This is a genomic window from Amycolatopsis sp. (assembly GCF_025464955.1).
Classification (GTDB): Bacteria; Actinomycetota; Actinomycetes; order Mycobacteriales; family Pseudonocardiaceae; genus Amycolatopsis.
Genome location: NZ_JAODNM010000042.1, coordinates 24,954 through 43,416 on the forward strand (window position 1 = coordinate 24,954; position 18,463 = coordinate 43,416).

General features: G+C 66.8%; 15 protein-coding genes. 9 read left to right on the forward strand and 6 right to left on the reverse strand.

Translation table 11 applies throughout. The annotated features are described in order from the left end of the window. The first annotated feature begins 199 nt into the window (after nt 1-199). On the forward strand, nt 200-1,303 hold the full coding sequence (locus JWQ81_RS09470; RefSeq protein WP_297539704.1) for an adenosine deaminase: 1,104 nt from the start codon (nt 200-202) through the stop codon (nt 1,301-1,303). Nucleotides 1,304-1,442: 139 nt separating this feature from the next. Then, the gene (locus JWQ81_RS09475) at nt 1,443-2,645 is read left to right on the forward strand and encodes an MFS transporter (protein WP_297539705.1); all 1,203 of its coding nucleotides are present in this window, start codon (nt 1,443-1,445) and stop codon (nt 2,643-2,645) included. Nucleotides 2,646-2,724: 79 nt separating this feature from the next. Here JWQ81_RS09475 and JWQ81_RS09480 read toward each other — a convergent pair whose 3' ends face one another. Further along, nucleotides 2,725-4,008 carry a primosomal protein gene (locus JWQ81_RS09480; RefSeq protein WP_297539707.1) on the reverse strand — a complete coding sequence of 428 codons (1,284 nt, stop codon included), beginning with the start codon at nt 4,006-4,008 and terminating at the stop codon, nt 2,725-2,727. Nucleotides 4,009-4,181: 173 nt separating this feature from the next. On the opposite strand from JWQ81_RS09480, the gene JWQ81_RS09485 reads away from it, so the two are divergent. Then, nucleotides 4,182-6,701: an RNA helicase gene (locus JWQ81_RS09485; protein WP_297539708.1), complete on the forward strand. Its 2,520-nt coding sequence runs from the start codon at nt 4,182-4,184 to the stop codon at nt 6,699-6,701. A 38-nt stretch (nt 6,702-6,739) separates the two neighbouring features. Continuing rightward, a complete protein-coding gene (locus tag JWQ81_RS09490) occupies nt 6,740-8,014 on the forward strand; it encodes a cytochrome P450 (protein WP_297539710.1) in 1,275 nt (424 codons plus the stop codon). A gap of 306 nt (nt 8,015-8,320) precedes the next feature. On the opposite strand, the gene JWQ81_RS09495 is transcribed toward JWQ81_RS09490, so the two are convergent. Beyond that, nucleotides 8,321-9,307 carry a sugar-binding transcriptional regulator gene (locus tag JWQ81_RS09495; protein WP_297539712.1) on the reverse strand — a complete coding sequence of 329 codons (987 nt, stop codon included), beginning with the start codon at nt 9,305-9,307 and terminating at the stop codon, nt 8,321-8,323. A 151-nt stretch (nt 9,308-9,458) separates the two neighbouring features. Between JWQ81_RS09495 and JWQ81_RS09500 the strand changes: the two genes are divergently transcribed. From JWQ81_RS09500 to JWQ81_RS09515, 4 genes are read left to right on the forward strand one after another with little or no spacing between them, the layout of a single operon-like run. Then, nucleotides 9,459-10,463, forward strand: coding sequence for a zinc-dependent alcohol dehydrogenase family protein (locus JWQ81_RS09500; RefSeq protein ID WP_297539714.1), 1,005 nt, complete (start codon nt 9,459-9,461; stop codon nt 10,461-10,463). Next, on the forward strand, nt 10,456-11,820 hold the full coding sequence (locus JWQ81_RS09505; RefSeq protein WP_297539716.1) for a sugar ABC transporter substrate-binding protein: 1,365 nt from the start codon (nt 10,456-10,458) through the stop codon (nt 11,818-11,820). The genes JWQ81_RS09500 and JWQ81_RS09505 overlap by 8 nt, the downstream gene beginning before the upstream one ends. Beyond that, complete coding sequence (locus JWQ81_RS09510) at nt 11,817-12,749, forward strand: carbohydrate ABC transporter permease (protein WP_297539718.1); 933 nt, start codon at nt 11,817-11,819, stop codon at nt 12,747-12,749. The genes JWQ81_RS09505 and JWQ81_RS09510 overlap by 4 nt, the downstream gene beginning before the upstream one ends. Further along, nucleotides 12,746-13,579 carry a carbohydrate ABC transporter permease gene (locus tag JWQ81_RS09515; protein WP_297539720.1) on the forward strand — a complete coding sequence of 278 codons (834 nt, stop codon included), beginning with the start codon at nt 12,746-12,748 and terminating at the stop codon, nt 13,577-13,579. The genes JWQ81_RS09510 and JWQ81_RS09515 overlap by 4 nt, the downstream gene beginning before the upstream one ends. Nucleotides 13,580-13,632: 53 nt before the next feature. Here the strand turns inward: JWQ81_RS09515 and JWQ81_RS09520 are convergent, their stop codons facing one another. The 3 genes from JWQ81_RS09520 to JWQ81_RS09530 are packed head-to-tail and all read right to left on the reverse strand — an operon-like array spanning nt 13,633 to nt 16,261. Next, complete coding sequence (locus tag JWQ81_RS09520) at nt 13,633-13,839, reverse strand: ferredoxin (protein ID WP_297539721.1); 207 nt, start codon at nt 13,837-13,839, stop codon at nt 13,633-13,635. A gap of 8 nt (nt 13,840-13,847) precedes the next feature. After that, on the reverse strand, nt 13,848-15,056 hold the full coding sequence (locus JWQ81_RS09525) for a cytochrome P450 (RefSeq protein ID WP_297539722.1): 1,209 nt from the start codon (nt 15,054-15,056) through the stop codon (nt 13,848-13,850). After that, nucleotides 15,053-16,261 carry a cytochrome P450 gene (locus JWQ81_RS09530; protein ID WP_297539723.1) on the reverse strand — a complete coding sequence of 403 codons (1,209 nt, stop codon included), beginning with the start codon at nt 16,259-16,261 and terminating at the stop codon, nt 15,053-15,055. Before JWQ81_RS09530 ends, JWQ81_RS09525 begins: the two co-directional genes overlap by 4 nt. 291 nt (nt 16,262-16,552) lie before the next feature. On the opposite strand from JWQ81_RS09530, the gene JWQ81_RS09535 reads away from it, so the two are divergent. Next, complete coding sequence (locus JWQ81_RS09535; RefSeq protein WP_297539725.1) at nt 16,553-17,200, forward strand: TetR/AcrR family transcriptional regulator; 648 nt, start codon at nt 16,553-16,555, stop codon at nt 17,198-17,200. Between the two features lie 7 nt (nt 17,201-17,207). Here JWQ81_RS09535 and JWQ81_RS09540 read toward each other — a convergent pair whose 3' ends face one another. After that, nucleotides 17,208-17,549, reverse strand: coding sequence for a hypothetical protein (locus JWQ81_RS09540; RefSeq protein WP_297539726.1), 342 nt, complete (start codon nt 17,547-17,549; stop codon nt 17,208-17,210). Nucleotides 17,550-18,463 lie beyond the last annotated feature (914 nt).

An 18,463-nucleotide genomic window follows, 5' to 3' on the forward strand; every position in this document is an offset into this window, starting at 1 on the left:
CGTCGGCGGGGAAATGGAAGGGACGTGCTCGGAAGCTTATCTATTGCGGAATTGCTGTGCGTATGGCCCCCGTGAAGGCGACAATACCGCGCGGTCCACCGATGGCCGAATCCGTTCATGATCAACAAAGCTGAGGGTTAAGTTCAGCCTGAGAGTTGCGTCTCTGTAGGTGAATGGCCGGGGGTACTACCGTTGTGTCATGTCACCTGAAACCCCAGCTGAACAGCGATTGTCCGCGGAGACGATCCTCCGTGCCCCCAAGGTCCTGCTGCACGACCACCTCGATGGCGGGCTCCGCCCCGGCACCGTGATCGACCTCGCCGAGGCGATCGGGTATAAGGCCCTGCCGACCACCGATCCGGAGGCGCTCGGGAGGTGGTTTCGGGACGCCGCGGACTCCGGTTCGCTCGAGTCGTACCTCGAAACATTCGCCCATACGTGTGGTGTGATGCAGACCGAGGAAGCCCTGGTCAGGGTAGCCGCCGAATGTGCCGAGGACCTGGCGAAAGACGGGGTCGTCTACGCCGAGGTGCGGTACGCGCCGGAGCTGTTCGTCGAGCGCGGACTGTCACTCGAAAAGGTGATTGAAGCCGTGCAGGTCGGGTTCGCGCAGGGGGAGCGTCGGGCAGCTGTCGGCGGGCACCGGATCCGCATCGGGACCCTGCTCTGCGGGATGCGCCAGCACGCCCGTTCGCTCGAAATCGCCACGCTCGCTGTGCGTTACCGAGACGAGGGTGTGGTGGGCTTCGACATCGCCGGTCCGGAAGACGGGTTCCCGCCGACCCGAAATCTTGATGCTTTCGAATACCTTCGAACAAACAATGCGCATTTCACCATTCACGCCGGCGAGGCGTTCGGGCTGGCGTCGATCTGGGAAGCGATTCAGCACTGTGGCGCGGAGCGGCTCGGGCACGGTGTGCGCATCATCGACGACATCGAAACCGGCGCCGACGGGAAAGTCCACTTGGGACGGTTGGCGCGGTACGTCCGCGACACCCGGATCCCGTTGGAGATCTGCCCGTCCTCCAACGTGCAGACCGGCGCGGCGACCTCGATCGCCGAGCACCCGATCGGCCTGCTGACCCGGCTCAAGTTCCGGGTCACCGTCAACACCGACAACCGGCTGATGAGCGGCTGCAGCATGTCGAGCGAGTTCGCGGCGCTGCACGAGGCCTTTGGTTACGGGCTGGCGGACCTGCAGTGGTTCACGATCAACGCGATGAAATCGGCCTTCATCGACTTCGATCAGCGGCTCGAGCTGATCAACACGGTGATCAAGCCGGGGTACGCCGCACTGGCCTGAGCGCGTCCGGAGTTCGCCCAGGGTGACCAGCGCGACCGCGAAAGGCGGTTGCACTGGTTAGCCTTGGCAACTAATATTCACCATGTAAGACTTGTATCTCATATGGTGAGATGCGTCGAGAGTACGGAACGGCGGCGCGATGCGGACAGCGACACAGGACTCGGTCAAGACCCCCAACCGATGGCTGATCCTCTCGCTCGGTCTCGCCGCCCAGACCGCCAGCTGCTCATTCCTCTACGGCATCCCGTTCCTCGTTCCGACGATGCGCGTCGCCGAAGGGCTTTCGCTGGCGCAGGCAGGCACGGTCGTTGCCGCGCCCAGCATCGGGTTGCTGCTGACGTTGATCGCCTGGGGCGCCGCGGTCGACCGGTACGGCGAGCGCGTGATCATGGCCGTCGGGCTCGGGTTTTCCGGACTGCTGCTGGTGTTCGCGGCGCTCGGGACGCATTCGATCGCGCTGCTGTTCGTCGTGTTCCTGCTGGCGGGGGCGAGCACGGCGTCGGTGAACGCGTCGAGCGGGCGAGTGGTGATGGGCTGGTTCAGCAAGAGCCAGCGCGGAGTCGCGATGGGTATCCGCCAGACGGCGCAGCCGCTCGGCGTCGGTGTCGCCGCGCTCGGCCTGCCGCCGCTGGCCCAGCACTTCGGATTCCAGGCGGCGATGCTGCTGCCGGCTGTTCTGTCGCTGGTCGTCTCCGCGCTGGTCCTGTGGCTGGTCGTCGACCCGCAGCGGGCCGAGAAGGGCGACGGTTCGGAGCCCAAGCCGCGGTCGCCGTACCGCGAGCCGACGCTGTGGCGGCTGCATGCCGCGAGCACGTTGCTGGTCGTCCCGCAGTTCGCCGTTTCCGCGTTCGCGCCGGTGTTCCTGGTGACGGTGTACCACTGGAGCCTGCTGTCTGCGGGGTGGTTCCTGGCGGTGGTCCAGGTGCTGGGCGCCGCGGGGAGGCTGGCGTCGGGGTACTGGTCGGACCGTGTCGGCAGCAGGCTGCGGCCGATGCGACAGCTCGCCTTCGCCAGCGCCGCGGTGATGCTACTGGTCGCGCTCGGCGATGCAACCTGGCCGTGGCTGGCCGTACTCGCGCTGGTCCTCGCCGCGGTGATCACGGTGAGCGACAACGGATTGGGCTTCACGGCGTCCGCCGAACTGGCGGGGATCTCGTGGGCAGGCCGGGCGATGGGCGCGCAGAACACCGCGCAGAACGTGGCCGCGTCGCTGACGCCACCGCTGCTCGGCCTGGTCATCGGCGACTCGCGTTACGCGCTGGCGTTCTGCGTCGCTGCGGTGTTTCCGGTGCTCGCCATCTGGCTCACCCCGGTCCGAGCCGAACAGCTGTCCCGCGGTTGAAAGCCGCCTTCGTGAAGGCCACCTTCACCGCGTGCGACGCGGTCAAGGTGGCCTTCACGAACAGTTCCGGACCGGGGAATCAGCCCACGTTCAGGCGGTCCTCGAAGGACTCGACGAGCTTGCGCCAGGTGCCCTGCTCGGCGTCGAACGGCGGGCTCGGGGCGAGCCGGGTCGGGTCCGGGCGGAGCACGAACGACACCAGCCAGCCCAGGCTTTCCGACTTCGCGAGCGCGTCGGTGACGCTCTCGTCGCCCGCCCAGTCGGCGGTGTCGGACAGCAGCTCGACAGCCAGCTCGAGCTGGCTCGCGTCGATCGTCTCCACGCCGGCGGCGATGTCCTCGTCAAGGCCTGTCAGCACGTAGGTGTTGTCGCTGTCGACCTCGATCTCGAGCTCACCGGCGGTCGCCTTGGTGAGCACCTCGTCCCAAGTGGACACCTCGGCCAGGTCGGTCTCGGCGAGCGACTTGCCGTCGGCGAGCTTGCGGATGAGCGCCTTCGCCGAGGTGAAGACGTCGATCTCGCCGTCGGTGCCGAGGAAGATCGGCTCGTCGTCGAGGTAGCACCGCAGCGTGACGTACTCGCCGGCGGAGGTGATGATCTTGATCGGGTCGATGCCGACCTCGGCCCAGAAGCCGACAGGGGCGTCGTCCTCCTCGTCGTCTTCGTCGGAATCGTCTTCGTCGGTGGCTTCCGCGGTGTCGAGGTCGTCGGCGTCGGTGCCCAGCGCGGCGGCCGCGGCGGCCTCGGCTTCGGCGGACTCCTCGAGGAACGTGGCCAGCTCTTCGGCCGTCTGCTCCAGCAGCGCCGGGTCGACCTCGGGCACGGTCACCAGGTTGTCGATCGCGTCGAGGACGATGTCCCACTTCTCGGACACCGCGGTCGACAGGTCGGTCCACAGCAGGTCGCCGTCACGCCCGGTGAACGGCTGCCGGCCCTGCTCGAGCAGCGAGAAACCCTCACAGGAGTCGAGGACCTCGTGCACCTCGTCGAGCTCGCAGACGTCGGCGAGCGAACGCACGATGCCGACGATCTCGGCGAGCTCGGCGATCGTCCACTGGTCGCGGTCCTCGGCGACCAGCTCGGGCACGCCGACCAGGTCGTAGGAGTGATCGTCGTCCGGGATCAGCTCCGGGACGTTCAGCGCCGGCACCACGTGCCACGCCGGGTGGTCGATGAGGTCGTGCTGCTCGGCCTTCCGGACGAACGCGGACAGATGCGCGGCGTCGGGGAAGGCGTACAGGTCCTCGTCGTCGCCGAGGAACGCTTCCCATTCCTCGCCGTCTTCCCGCCAGCGCGGGGCCCACAGGGTGACCAGATCGCCCTGCGGAAGCCCGAGTTCGATCGGGATGATGTCCTGTGCCATTCCAACCCTCCGGAATTACCGCCCGTGTGCGCCCCGGCCTGGAGGTTCCCCCAAACGGTGCGCGGTACGCGCAGCCTACGGGCTTCGCCTGTGAGCCGCGATCGCCCCTGGCCAAGTTCAGTACGGAAGTCGGTCGGGACCCGCCGGGGGCGAATGGCACGATGGACACCCTGATGGAGACGACACAGAACCTGGCGCAGCGCATTCCCGCAGATCCGGACCCCGACAAGCTCTTCGAAGCGTTCTCCTCGTGGACGCTGGAGCGGGGGCTCGAGCTGTATCCCGCGCAGGAAGAAGCGCTGATCGAGGTCGTCTCCGGGGCCAACGTGATCTTGTCGACGCCGACCGGCTCCGGCAAGAGCCTGGTCGCGGTCGGGGCCCACTTCACCGCGCTCGCGTACGGGAAGCGCAGCTACTACACCGCGCCGATCAAGGCACTGGTCTCCGAGAAGTTCTTCCAGCTCATCGAGATCTTCGGGGCCGAGAACGTCGGCATGATGACCGGGGACTCCGCGGTCAACGGGGACGCGCCGATCATCTGCTGCACGGCGGAAATCTTGGCGAACATCGCGTTGCGGTTCGGTGCCGACGCCGAGGTCGGCCAGGTCATCGCCGACGAGTTCCACTTCTACTCCGAACCCGACCGCGGCTGGGCTTGGCAGGTGCCGATCCTCGAACTGCCGAAGGCGCAGTTCGTGCTCATGTCGGCGACGCTGGGCGATGTGTCGTTCTTCAAGGATGACCTGACCAGGCGCACCGGGCGGCCGACAGCGGCGATCACGTCGACGCAGCGCCCGGTGCCGCTGACCTACAACTACGTCACCACCCCCCTGCACGAGACGATTTCCGAGCTGCTCAACGGTGGTCAGGCACCGGTGTACGTCGTGCACTTCTCGCAGGCCGCCGCGATCGAGCGCGCGCAGACGCTGATGAGCATCAACGTCACCAGCCGGGCCGAAAAGGACGCGATCGCCGAGACGATCGGCGAGTTCCGGTTCGCGGCCGGGTTCGGCAAGACGCTGTCGCGGCTGGTCCGGCACGGGATCGGCGTGCATCACGCGGGCATGCTGCCCAAGTACCGGCGGCTGGTCGAGCAGCTCGCCCAGGCCGGGCTGCTGAAGGTGATCTGCGGGACGGACACCCTCGGCGTCGGCATCAACGTGCCGATCCGGACCGTGGTGTTCTCCGCGCTGACGAAGTACGACGGCGTGCGGCAGCGCCACCTCAAGGCGCGCGAGTTCCACCAGATCGCCGGGCGCGCGGGGCGGGCCGGGTACGACACCGACGGGTACGTCGTCGTCGAGGCGCCCGACCACGTCATCGAGAACGCGAAGGCGCTGGAAAAGGCCGGGGACGATCCGAAGAAGAAGCGCAAGATCACCCGCAAGAAGGCGCCCGAGGGGTTCGTCAACTGGACGGACAGCACGTTCGAGCGGCTCGTCGCGGCGGAGCCGGAGCAACTGACGTCGAGCTTCAAGGTCACGCACTCGATGCTGCTGAACGTGATTTCGAGGCCGGGCAACGCTTTCGACTCGATGCGGCACCTGCTCGAGGACAACCACGAGGACAGGCCGTCGCAGCGCAAGCTCATCCTGCGCGCGATCCAGATCTACCGCGCGCTGCTCGCGGCCGGTGTCGTGGAGCGGCTCGACGAGCCGGACGATCAGGGTCGGACTGTGCGGCTCACCATCGACCTGCAGTTCGACTTCGCGCTCAACCAGCCGCTGTCGCCGTTCGCGCTCGCCGCCGTCGACCTGCTCGACGTCGAGTCGCCCAGCTACCCGCTCGACATCGTGTCCATTGTGGAATCCATTGTGGATAACCCGAGGCAGATCCTGTCGGCGCAGCAGTTCAAGGCGCGCGGCGAGGCCGTCCAGGCGATGAAGGCTGAGGGCATCGAGTACGACGAGCGCATGGAACTGCTGGAGAACGTCACCTACCCGAAGCCGCTCGAGGAGCTGCTGCAGGTGGCGTATGCCAGCTACCGGTCGGGGCATCCGTGGGTCGACGACTACGAGCTTTCGCCGAAGTCCGTCGTCCGCGACATGTACGAGCGCGCGATGAACTTCGTCGAGTACGTGGGGTTCTATTCGCTCGCCCGGTCGGAGGGCCTGGTGTTGCGGTACCTCACCGACGCCTACGACACGTTGCGCCACACGGTGCCCGACGAGGCGAAGACCGAGGCGCTGCAGGACCTCATCGAGTGGCTCGGCGAGCTCGTCCGGCAGGTCGACTCCAGCCTGCTCGACGAATGGGAAGCACTGCGCCACCCGGACGACGAAGACCCGACGGCGCCGCCGGCGCTCCCGGAAGGACCGCCGCCGGTCACCCTCAACGAGCGGGCCTTCCGAGTACTGGTGCGCAACGAGCTCTTCCGCCGCGTGGAGCTGGCGGCGCGGCGCGCGTACTGGGCGCTGGGCGAGCTCGACGGAGTGTCCGGTTGGGACACCGACGCCTGGCAGGACGCGCTCGAGCCGTATTTCGAGGAGCACGACAGCCTGGGCATCGGCCCCGACGCGCGCGGCCCGGCGTTGATGATGATCGAGCGCGAACCCGAGCTGTGGCGGGTCCGGCAGATCTTCGACGACCCCGCGGGTGATCACGATTGGGGCATCAGCGCCGAGGTCGACCTCGCGGCGTCCGACGAAGCGGGATTCGCCGTGGTCCACATCACGGCCGTCGACCAGCTGTAGCGGAAAGTCCTTTTCGTCGGTCGGGTACCGTGGTGACCATGGCGAATGTCCGCTCACGCGTGGTTTCGTGGCTGGGGCGCAAATACCTTGCCAGGAAAACAAAGCAAGGTTTCGATCTGACGAAGCTCTCGTTTCTTCCCGAGGCCGTGCTGATGCCGTTACGTCGTGACGAGCTGGATCCGGTGCGTGATCTCGGGGCCATTCGCGAGGTCGAGCCGATCAGCAAGGTCGCGCTGCCGTTCGGCTTCAACGCGTGGGTGGTGACGGGTTACGAGGAATCGAAGGCCGTGCTGAGCGCGACCGACGATTTCAGTAACGATTTCACTAATCTGGTGGGCAGCGCGGGGGTCACCGAGGACCAGAATCCCGGTGGGCTCGGGTTCGCCGATCCGCCGGTCCACACGCGGTTGCGGAAGATGCTGACGCCGGAATTCACCATGCGGCGGCTCGGCAGGCTGACCCCGCGAATTCACGCGATCGTGGAGGAACAGCTCGACGCGATGGCCGCGACCGAAGGCACGGTCGACCTGATGACGGCGTTCGCGCTGCCGATCCCGTCGCTGGTGATCTGCGAGCTGCTCGGCGTCCCGTATGAGGATCGCGCCGACTTCCAGCGGCTGAGCACGGCCCGGTTCGACCTGTTTGGCGGCGCGGGCGCGTCGCTCGGCGCGATTTCGGAGTCCTTGGAGTACTTGCTCGACGTCGCCAAGAAGCAGCGCGCGAACCCGGGTGAAGGACTGCTCGGCATGTTGATCAAGGAACACGGCGACGACATCGACGACATCGAGCTCGCCGGGTTGGCCGACGGCCTGTTGACCGGTGGCCTCGAGACGACGGCGAGCATGCTGGCGCTCGGCGCGATCGTGCTCCTGCGCGACCCGGACCAGTTCAAGCTCGTCCACGACGACGACACCGCGATCAACGCGTTCGTCGACGAGCTGCTGCGGTACCTGTCCGTGGTGCAGATGGCGTTTCCGCGGTTTGCCAAGGCCGACGTCGAAGTCGCCGGCGTGACGATCTCGAAGGGCGACATCGTGCTGTGCTCGCTCAGCGGCGCGAACCGCGACAGCGCGCTCGGCGAGGGCATGGAGACGTTCGACTCGAGGCGCAAGACCGACCCGCACCTGGCGTTCGGCTGGGGCATGCACCGCTGCATCGGCGCCGAGCTGGCGAAGATGGAGCTCCGAGCCGCGTATCCGGCGCTCGTCCGCCGCTTTCCGGAGCTGCGCCTGGCCGGGGAAGTCGCGGACATCCCGTACCGCAAGCTTTCCATCGTCTACGGCGTCGACGCCCTCCCCGTCCTCGTCCGCTAACACCGGGGCACGCAACGAGGGCACTTTTGTGGTTCTTCGGTCGTCTATGTGGGTGCTGGTTGCTGTGGACTGGCTGCGTTTTACCGCAGCAAGGGCCGGGTCGTGTCGGTGTATGGCGAATGCCGGTGTCCGGAGCTGGGTGTGGGACTCGCCGGTCTGAGTGTGGGACTCGCCCTCGGTGAACGTGGGACTCGCACAGCACAAGAGCCACTTTTGTACTTTTGTGCCCTCGTTGAAGTCTCAAGGACCCCACAAAAGCGCAAAAGTGGGATCGTCCTGGACGCGCCCACGGGATCAGGTGCGGGATCAGACGGGGTGGGGGGACGGTGGGCGGGTGGCGGCTAGGGCGAGCATGCGTTCGGCGGCGTCGGCGTCGGTGATCAGGGTCGACACGATGCCGGACCGCAGGACGGCATCGGTGGCTTCGCCCTTGGGCTTCCCGTAGCTGAGCGCGATCACCTCCGGGACGCGACGCAGTTCCGCCGCGCTGATCGCCAGGACGTGGTGCGCGAGGCCAGTCGATAGCTCGTTCCCGTCGGCGTCGAACAACCGGGCCGCGACCTCGGCCTTGACCCCGCGCTTGCCGATCGCCGCCCGGTCGGTCGGGCTGATCGCGTCGTGCACGGTGGACTCGCCGGGCTGCCACGCGCCGATGCTGACCACGGCCTTGGTCAGGTTGCGGAACTGGGCGAAGGTTTCGGCGATCCCGGGCTGGCGGCGCAGTGTCTCTGCCGTGCGGCTGTCGGGCAGGACGAGCGGGCCGAAGATCGGGTACGCCTCGCCGCCGGACACCGCGGTGACCCGGCTGACCGTCTCGACGGACCGGTCCCGCATGTCCATGCCCGCCTGGACTCCGCACAGCTGCACGATCGGGCACCGCGGCAACGAGCGGATCGCCTCGGTCATCGCGTTCACCGAACGTGCCCACGACAGGCCGAGGACGTCGCCGGTCGTGACGATCTCGGCGAGCAGGTCGGCCGCGAGTGCGCCGATCCGGCGTCGAGTGTCCTGATCGCCGTCGTGCGCTCGTTGGAGCACCAGCGCGCACTTCAGTCCGTACGCCGACCGCAGCTCGTCGGACAGCGTCAGATCCACCGGCACCGGCAGGTCGAATTCCACCTTGACCAACCCGGTTTCCCTAGCCGTATCAAGCATTCTGGCCACCTTGAACCGGCTGACGCCGAACTCGCCGGCGATCTCGAGTTTCGACCGCCCCTGTACGTAGAACCGGCGGGCGACCGAAGCGAGCAGAACCGTGTCAGCTGGTCGAGCGGACTTCCTTGAAGCGCTCATATGAGCACTATAGCGCGAAAACATCGGGAAATCCGGGTTAAAGGTTGACGTAACTCCGACGAAACGCCTTCAATGCCAGAACGTAACCGGCACCGCCTAGGTCCCAGCAGAGTCCCCAGGCCGCTCATTTGAGCGGAAGAAGAGGTGAGGAATGCGCGCCGCGATCATTGACCAGCCGGGCCAGCTCCGGGTCGGCGAAGTGCCCGACCCCAAGCCCGGGGAACGCCAGGTGGTGGTCGAAGTCGGCGCCTGCGGTATCTGCGGCACCGACCTCCACATCGCCGACGGACACTTCCCGCCGACGCCGTATCCGATCGTGCCCGGCCACGAGTTCGCCGGCCGGATCATCGAACTCGGGGCGGACGTCCCCGCCGAGTGGCGGGTGGGCGACCGCGTCGCCGTCGACCCGTCCCTGTTCTGCGGGTTCTGCACCCCGTGCCGGTCCGGCCACGGCAACCTCTGCGCGAACTGGGGTGCCACCGGCGACACCGTCGACGGCGCCTTCGCTGAGTACGTCGCGGTTCCGTCGGCCAACTGCCACCGGATGCCGGACTCGATGACCTGGGAGCAGGGCGCCGTCGTTGAGCCGCTTTCCTGCGCAGTGCACGGTGTTCGGCGGATCGGCGTCAACGTGGGGGAGCGGTTCCTCGTCATCGGCGCCGGCACGATGGGCCTGCTCATGCAGCAGTTGCTGCAGCGCGGCGGAGCCCGCGTCACCGTGGTCGACCGCAACGCGGCCCGGCTTCCGCGCGCCACTGAACTCGGCGCGCACGCCGTCGCCGTCGACGTCACCGAGTTGGACGGCGAGAAGTTCGACGCGGCGGTGGACTGCACAGGCGCGGCCCCGGCGATCGAGGCCGCATTCGATTCGCTCAACCGAGGAGGCCGCCTGCTTGTCTTCGGCGTCGCACCCGCCGAAGCACGTGTCGCGCTGTCGCCGTTCCGGGTCTACAACGACGAGATCACCGTGGTCGGCTCGATGGCCGTGCTGAACAGCTACGGCACCGCGCTCGACCTGGTCGCGTCCGGCTCGATCGACGTCGATTCGCTGCTCACCGGTTCCCTGCCGCTGGACCAGTACCCTGATGCGCTCGCGCTCATGCGCAGTGGTGCTGGGCTCAAGGTGCAGGTTCTGCCGGGGTCGAGCCATGCGTAAGCGGCTGCCGATCCTGCTGCTCACGACGGCGCTCGTGGCGTCGGGATGCGCCGGCGCGGGTGAGCTCGGCGCGAGCGGCCGGACGCTGGTCATCGGGATCGTGTCCAACCCGCAGATGAACGACGCCGTGTCGTTGTCGGGCGAGTTCGAGGAGGAGCACCCCGGCGTCCACCTGAAGTTCGTTTCACTGCCTGAAAACGAGGCGAGGGCGAAGATCACCGCGTCGACGGCGACCGGCGGCGGCGAGTTCGACGCCGTCATGATCAGCAACTACGAAGCTCCGCAGTGGGCGGCGAACGGGTGGCTGGAAAACCTGCAGCCGTACATCGACAGCCCAGCGAAGAGCCCCGGTTACGCCCCGGCGGACTTCATCCCCAGCATCAAGAACTCGTTGTCCTACCAGGGAAACATGTACGCCGTGCCGTTCTACGGCGAATCGTCCTTCCTCGCTTACCGCAAGGACCTGTTCGCGAAGGCCGGGCTCACCATGCCCGCACATCCGACGTGGACGCAGATAGCTGACTTCGCCGCGAAGCTCGACGACAAGGCGGACGGCGTCGCCGGGATCTGCCTGCGCGGCGATCCGGGTTGGGGCGAAAGCCTCGCGCCGTTTTCCACCGTCGTCAACACTTTCGGCGGGCAGTGGTTCGACAAAAACTGGAACGCCAAGCTGGATTCGCCGGAATTCAAGGCAGCGGCGAACTTCTACGTCAACCTCGTCCGCCAGCACGGTGAGGTCGGCGCGTCGAGTGCGGGCTTCTCCGAGTGCGGCACGCGGTACACACAGGGCCAGGCCGCGATGTGGTACGACGCGACGGTGATGGCGGGGACCAATGAGGACCCGACCAGTAGCAAGATCGTCGGGAAGTCCGGCTATGCGCCTGCTCCCGTCGAGAAGACGCAAAGCAGCGGTTGGCTCTATACCTGGTCGCTCGCGATTCCCCAAGGGCCCGAGGGACGCAGGGGAAAGAACACTGATGACGCGTGGGCGTTCCTGCAGTGGATGACGAACAAGGAGTACGTGCAGAAAGTCGCCAAAGCCTACGGCTGGAACCGGGTTCCGCCGGGCGTGCGGAACTCGACCTACCAGATCCCCGCCTATCTGGCAGCGGCCAAGGCATACGCGCAGCCGACACTGGACGGTATCGCGGACGCCAACCAGCAGAAGGAAATGGTGAACCCGGTGCCGTATCCGGGCATCCAGTTCGTCGGGATCCCGGAGTTCCAGGACCTCGGAACCCGGGTGAGCCAACAGCTTTCGGCCGCGATCGCGGGGCAGATCTCCGTTGACGAGGCCCTTCAGCAATCCCAGGAATACGCGCAGACGGTCGGAAAATCCTACCAGGAGGCACCATGAGCACCGCGGTCTCCGCGCCCGCGATCACCGCGCCCCGCCACGTCGCGCCGGTGAAGAAGGCCAAGCCGTCCGGGATGAAACGACGGCTCCCGCTGCTGCCCGCGTTGTTCTTCGTCATCGCGGTGACCCAGCTGCCGTTCATCCTCACCGTGGTCTACTCGTTCCAGTCATGGAACCTGGTGCGGCCCGGCTCGCGGCACTTCGTCGGCCTGCAGAACTACCTCGACGTGTTCGCCGACAAGACGTTCTTGACCGCGCTGCTGAACACCATCGTGATGACCGTGGTCTGCGTGCTGTTCTCGCTGCTGTCCGGGCTGGGGCTCGCGATCCTGCTCGACCGCAAGTTCCTCGGCCGCGGGGTGGTGCGCACGCTGCTCATCACGCCGTTCTTGATCCTGCCCGCCGCCGGGGCGCTGCTGTGGAAGACGACGATGTTCGACCCGACGTATGGGCTGTTGCATTTCGTGTTCCAGACGAATACTGACTGGCTTTCGAAGTTTCCGCTGGCTTCGGTGATGGCGCAAGTCGTCTGGCAGTGGACGCCGTTCATGATGCTGCTGATCCTCGCCGGGCTGCAGAGCCAGCCGAAGGACGTCCTGGAGGCGGCGTCGGTCGACGGCGCGGGCCGCTGGCGGACGTTCGTCTCCATCACGTTGCCGCATCTGAGCCGGTTCCTGCAGCTCGCGACGCTGCTGGGCGCGATCTACATCGTCAACAGCTTCGACTCGGTGTTCCTGATGACGCAGGGCGGGCCGGGCACCGCGAGCACCAACCTGCCGTACTACATTTACCAGCGCGCCTTCCAGGGCTTCGACGTCGGCCAGTCGTCCGCGATGGGGGTGATCGTCGTGGTGTTGACGATGATCGTCGCTTCTTTCGCGCTCCGGTTGATGTTCCGCACCTTCGGTGTGAACGGGGGCGTGAAATGAGTGCGAAACCGATCGGCAGCAAGAAGTTCGGCCCGATTTCGCTGACCGCGGCGACCTGGGTCCTCGCGATCCTGTTCGTGTTCCCGTTGCTGTGGATGGTGATCACGGCGTTCAAACAGGAATCCGACGCCTATACCGACCCGCCGAAGCTGTTCTTCACCCCGACTCTCGACCAGTTCCGGGGTGTGATCGACCGTGGTTTCCTGCCGTACCTGGCGAATTCGGCGTTCGTGACGGTGATTTCCACCCTCGTCGTGGTGCTGCTCGCCGTGCCCGCGGCGTACGCGCTTTCGTTGGCGCCGGTGAAGGGGACGAGCCGGGCGCTCGGGTTCTTCCTGTCCACCAAGATGTTGCCGGTGGTCGCCGCGATCATCCCGCTGTACATCATTTCGCAGGACACTGCGCTGCTCGACAACGTGTGGGCGCTGATCATCCTGTACACCGCGATGAACCTGCCGCTGGCGATCTGGATGATGCGGTCGTTCTTCCTCGAAGTACCGCACGAGATGATCGAAGCCGGCCGCATCGACGGCGCGAACCTGCCGACCCTGCTGCGCAAGATCATCGCGCCGGTGGTCGCGCCCGGGATCGCCGCGACGGCGTTGATCTGCGTGATCTTCTCGTGGACGGAGTTCTTCTACTCGGTCAACCTGACCGCGGCCAGGGCCGGGACCGTGCCGGTGTTCCTCGTCGGGTTCATCACGAGCGAGGGTCTTTACTGGGCACAGCTTTCAGCCGCCGCGCTGCTGGCGTCGCTCCCAGTGATGCTGGTCGGCTGGTTCGCGCAGAACCACCTCGTCCGGGGCCTGTCCATGGGCGCGGTCAAGTAGGTGGCTCGTGAGTGTTCCGGCCGGGTAGAACGCGCCCGGAACACTCGCGAGTCCTACGCGCCGGAGTCGTCCAGCAGGGAGAGCGCTTGGCTGGGGCAGATGTGGACGGCCTCGCGGACCGCGGCCTCCAGATCGGCCGGCGGCTCGGAGATCAGCACGATCACGGTGCCGTCGTCCTCGCTCTGGTCGAAGATGCCCGGCTCGGTGAGCACGCACTGTCCGGCGCCCACGCAGCGCGACGTGTCGGCGATGATTTTCATGAGTCCTCCTACCAGGTGACCGGCAGTTCGCGGAGGCCGTAGATAATGGCCTCCTTGGTTTTCAAACCCGACACCGGCTGGGTGAGCCGAAGCTCCGGGATCCGACGGAACAGCGTGTCGAACACGATCTGCAGCTCGAGCCGCGCGAGGTTCTGGCCGAGGCACTGGTGCGGCCCGAAACCGAAGGCCACGTGGTGCCGGGCGCCGCGCTCGATGTCGAGCTCCTCGGGCCGTTCGAACGCGGCAGGGTCGCTGTTCGCCGCGTAGCCCAGCACCAGAACCCCTTCCCCCGCCCGGATGGTCTGCGCACCGATGGTGACGTCCTCGGTGGCAAGGCGCACCGTGATGGTATCGGTGATGCTGATGAACCGCAGCAGCTCCTCGACGGCGCTGAGGGTTTTACCCGAGTCTGCTCGGATCATCGCGAGCTGCTCCGGGTTTTCGAGCAGCGCGACGGTGCCCAGCGAGATCATGTTCGCGGTGGTCTCGTGCCCGGCGATCAGCAGCAGGAACGCCATCCGGACCAACGCGGCGTGGTGGTACGTCCCGGCCTCGCGGCCCTTGACGATCTGCCGTCCGATGAAGTCGTCGCCAGGGTCGGCTTCCTTTCCCGTGACCAGTTCGTCCAAATAGGAGTTGAACTCGAGGAAGCTCGCGTACCGCTCCTGCGGCGTCTTTGTCGCGCTGAGCAGGTTGGCCGATCGGCTCTGGAAGAACTCGTGGTCCTCGTACGGCACACCCAGCATCTCGCAGATGACGAGCGACGGCACCGGCAGAGCGAGCGCCGCCATCAGGTCGACCGGCCGCGGCCCGGTGAGCATCTCGTCGATCCGCTCGTCGACGATCGCCTGGATCTTGGGACGCAGGGCTTCCATCCGCCGGATCGTGAACTCCCCGATCACGGTTTGACGTGCGGCGCCGTGCTGCGGCGGGTCCATCTCGATCAGCGACGGCGGGAGATCTTCCGGAGTGATGCGCGCGCCGTTCTGCAGGGTCGGGAAGCCCGGCAAGCCACGGCCCGAACTCAGCTTCGTTTCGAGCAGCGCGGCGCGCGCGTCGTCCAGCCGCGAGACGACCCACACGTCGTCGCCGCTGGGCAGCTTCGCCTTGCTCAGCGATGGCTCCTCGCGAATCGCCCGGTACTCCTCGGGCGGCGCGAACGGGCAGCCACGGGCGATCGGGAACGTGACTACGGGCGCTTCGGCAGTTTCTGTCACCAGGTCACCGGCAGGGCGTGCAGGCCGAAGATCGACGCGTCGTTCTTGAACGGCAGGTCATCGATCGGCGCGGCGACCTTCAACGTCGGGATCCGGCGGAACAGAGTGTCGAACACGATCTGCAGCTCCATCCGGGCGAGGTTCTGGCCGAGGCACTGGTGGGCGCCGAACCCGAAGGCGACGTGGTGCCGCGCGCCGCGCTCGATGTCCAGGTCGTCGGCGTTGTCGAACGCTTCAGGATCGCGGTTTGCCGAGTAGCCCAGGCCGAGGACGCCTTCGCCGGCGCGGATCAGCTGGCCGCCGATCTCGACGTCGGCCGTCGCGACCCGCGCGGTCGCGGTGTCCGCGATGGTGAAGTACCGCAGGAGCTCCTCGACGGCAAGCAACGTCTTCGACGGGTCGTTCTTGATCGCTTCGAGCTGCTCCGGGTTTTCGAGCAGCCCGACGGTGCTCAGGGAGATCATGTTCGCGGTGGTCTCGTGCCCGGCGATCAGCAGCAGGAACGCCATCCCGACCAGCTCGTCGTGCTCGACCTCGCCGGTCTCGCGCTGCTTGAGGACCTGCCGGCCGAGCAGGTCGTCGGTGGGCTCCTCCTCCTTCGCGGTCACCAGTTCGTCGAGGTAGTCCCGCAGTTCGTCGACCGCCGCGATGCGCTCTTCCACGGTCGTGGTGCGGTTGAGGAGCTTCGAAGACCGGGCCTGGAAATAATCGTGGTCGGCGTACGGCACGCCCAGCAACTCGCAGATGACCAGCGAAGGAATGGGCAGGGAGAACAGTTCGACGAGGTTTGCCGGCTGAGACGCGGCAAGGACGGCGTCGATGCGCTCGTCGACGATCTCCTGGATGCGGGGGCGCAATGCCTCCATCCGGCGGACCGTGAACTCGCCGACGACGGCGCGCCGGGCGGGCCCGTGCTCGGGGGCGTCCATCGAGATCAGCATCGGGAGGAACGGCCGGTCGCGGTTCACGTTCGGGATCAGCAGCGGGAAGCCCGGGTGGTTGCGGTCGGAGCTGAAGGCCGGGTTGGTGAGGACCGCGCGGACGTCTTCGTGCCGGGCGATGACCCATGCCTCGCGGCCGCTGGGCAGGCTGACCTTGGAGATCGGTGCCTCTTCCCGGATTTCCCGGTATTCGGGCGGCGGGTCGAACGGGCACGTGCGCGGCATCGGGAAGCTGGTGGCTTCCTGGTCGAGGACTTCGGTCATCGCTGGCCCCAATCCGGACAAAGTGTATGTGGATGATTACATTCCGGTTCTAGAGCCCAACGTACCGAAGCGGAAGAAGATCGTCCACTAGCGAAAGGGTGACTATTCCCGATAAATGCCGGGACCCGGTGACCTGCTGACGTCGCGCCAGGGTGATCGTCACGCTACGTTGTGTCTTCCTGGGTGGTCACCGGGCACTTTCGGGCTGCCCCAGCTGCGGTGATCACGTATCGCGACTTGCCCCGGCGTGCGAGAATCGGCCCGCTTGGCGAATCCGGAGAGGCGAGTGGCATGACAGCGGACCCCGAGACCCCGTTGCGGGCAGACGCGCGCCGGAACCGGGACCAGATCATCGCCGCCGCGCGGGAGATCTTCACTCGGCAGGGCCCGGACGTCCCGATGGAGGAGATCGCGCGCGCCGCCGGCGTCGGGGTCGGCACCCTCTACCGGCGGTTCCCCGATCGTGACGCCCTGATCGGTGCCGTCGCCAGGGATAACTACACCCGGGTCCTGAACGAAGCGCGGGCGTCCACGGCCGAGGAGCCGACGGCGTGGGAAGCGCTGGTCCGGTTCCTGCGGCAGACGCAGGAGCTCAAACTGAGCGTCCAGCTGGCGATGGTGTCCCAGGTGGCCGCGTCGGTGCTGACCGGGGACGGGACGATCGACGAGTTCCGCGGCGCGCTGCTCGCCGAGCTCGACGTCGTCGTCCACGCGGCACAGGCCGAGGGAGCGCTCCGCAAGGACATCGACACCGGTGACGTCGCGATGCTGTTCGCCCTGCTCCTGCGCCAGGTCATCAGTCCCAGCGAGGACGCCGCTCGGCTCACGGCGGACCGCTGCATGGCGCTCATGCTCGACGGCCTCCGCGCCCAGCCCGGCACCCCGCTGCCAGGCCGCCCTCTGACCAGCCGAGACCTCGACTGGCACCCGGAGCACTAGCGCGTTTTCAGCGGACCCGGAACACCGGCCCTCGCGCGGTGAACGGGAGGCGGTTGCCGACCGGGACGAGGTAGGCGTGTTCGCGGCGGACGTGCAGGACGTCGCAGTAGCCGTCGGTGATGATCAGGATCGGGCCGTCGGCGGGGAAGTCGTCCGCGCCCTCCAGTAGCCGGATCCCGGGCTGTAGAACGGTTCCGCCGCGGCCGCGGACCTTCACGCGACCGGCGATGTCGTCGACGGACAGGTAGCCGGCGTCGTACGCGACGGCGTCGCAGAACACCACTCGCGCGGCTGGGACGTCCCGGGCTGCGGCGTAGGACGCGATCGCCCCCAACGCCCTGCCGAGCACAAGGACACGCAGTCCAGGCCGAGCGAAGCCGCGAAATCGCGGACCAGTGAGGACTTCCCGATCCCGGGCGCACCCCAAAGGAACACCGGCCGTACGACGGCGACGTTCAGCAGCACCTCCGGCAGCTGCGTCGGCGTCACGGTCACTACGGCCTGCACGGTTCTCCGTCCTTTCTGGGCTCTTTCTCGGAGAGCCCATCATGAACGGAGAATCGTGTCTGTGCACGCGAGTTAGTTTTTGCTGCGCGCCCAGGACCCCGCAAGGCCACGACATGGCGATCCTCGCAGTGCGTTGAACGCCACTGCGTGGAACTTTAGGGTGTGGCGGGTGGTTGGTCGGTTGAGGTGGTGGGTTCGGCTTTACTGCAGCAAGGACCGGGGCGAGTTGGATGCGGCTGGTGTGGCGTTGTGACGTGTCGTGAAGGCCACCTTCATGGCGTAAGGCCTGGATCCACCGATGGTGGAGATTGGTGATCTTGGTCGGATTCGTTGGTCTTGCTGCAGCAGGACTGTGGCAGTCGGGCGTTCGCAAGTCGGCGGTGAGTTGCGATTCGGGAAGCGCCGTCACCGTCGTGCGTGCGGTCCCGTCGACTGACGCGAGGACCGGGGCGACGACGGGCGCGCGGTACGGATCCGAGCGCCGCATCCGTGACGCGGTGGCTGCCGAGGCTCGCTACGCCCGGTCCCGTTCGTCCCGCCGACCCCTGGTAGGAATGATTCGTACCCGCCGTCCCCCGATTCAGTACCGCTGTCGGCGTTCGCAAGTCGACGGCGAGTTGCTGTTGTGTCGGGGAATGCAGTCAGGGCTCGTCAGTGTCGCGGCCGGGTGATCCGGTCGCGGCACTCACGAGCCCTGGAGTGGGTCGGTATTCTGTTACAGGTGAACGGTGTTGCGCCTGGGTCTTCGAAGCGGAT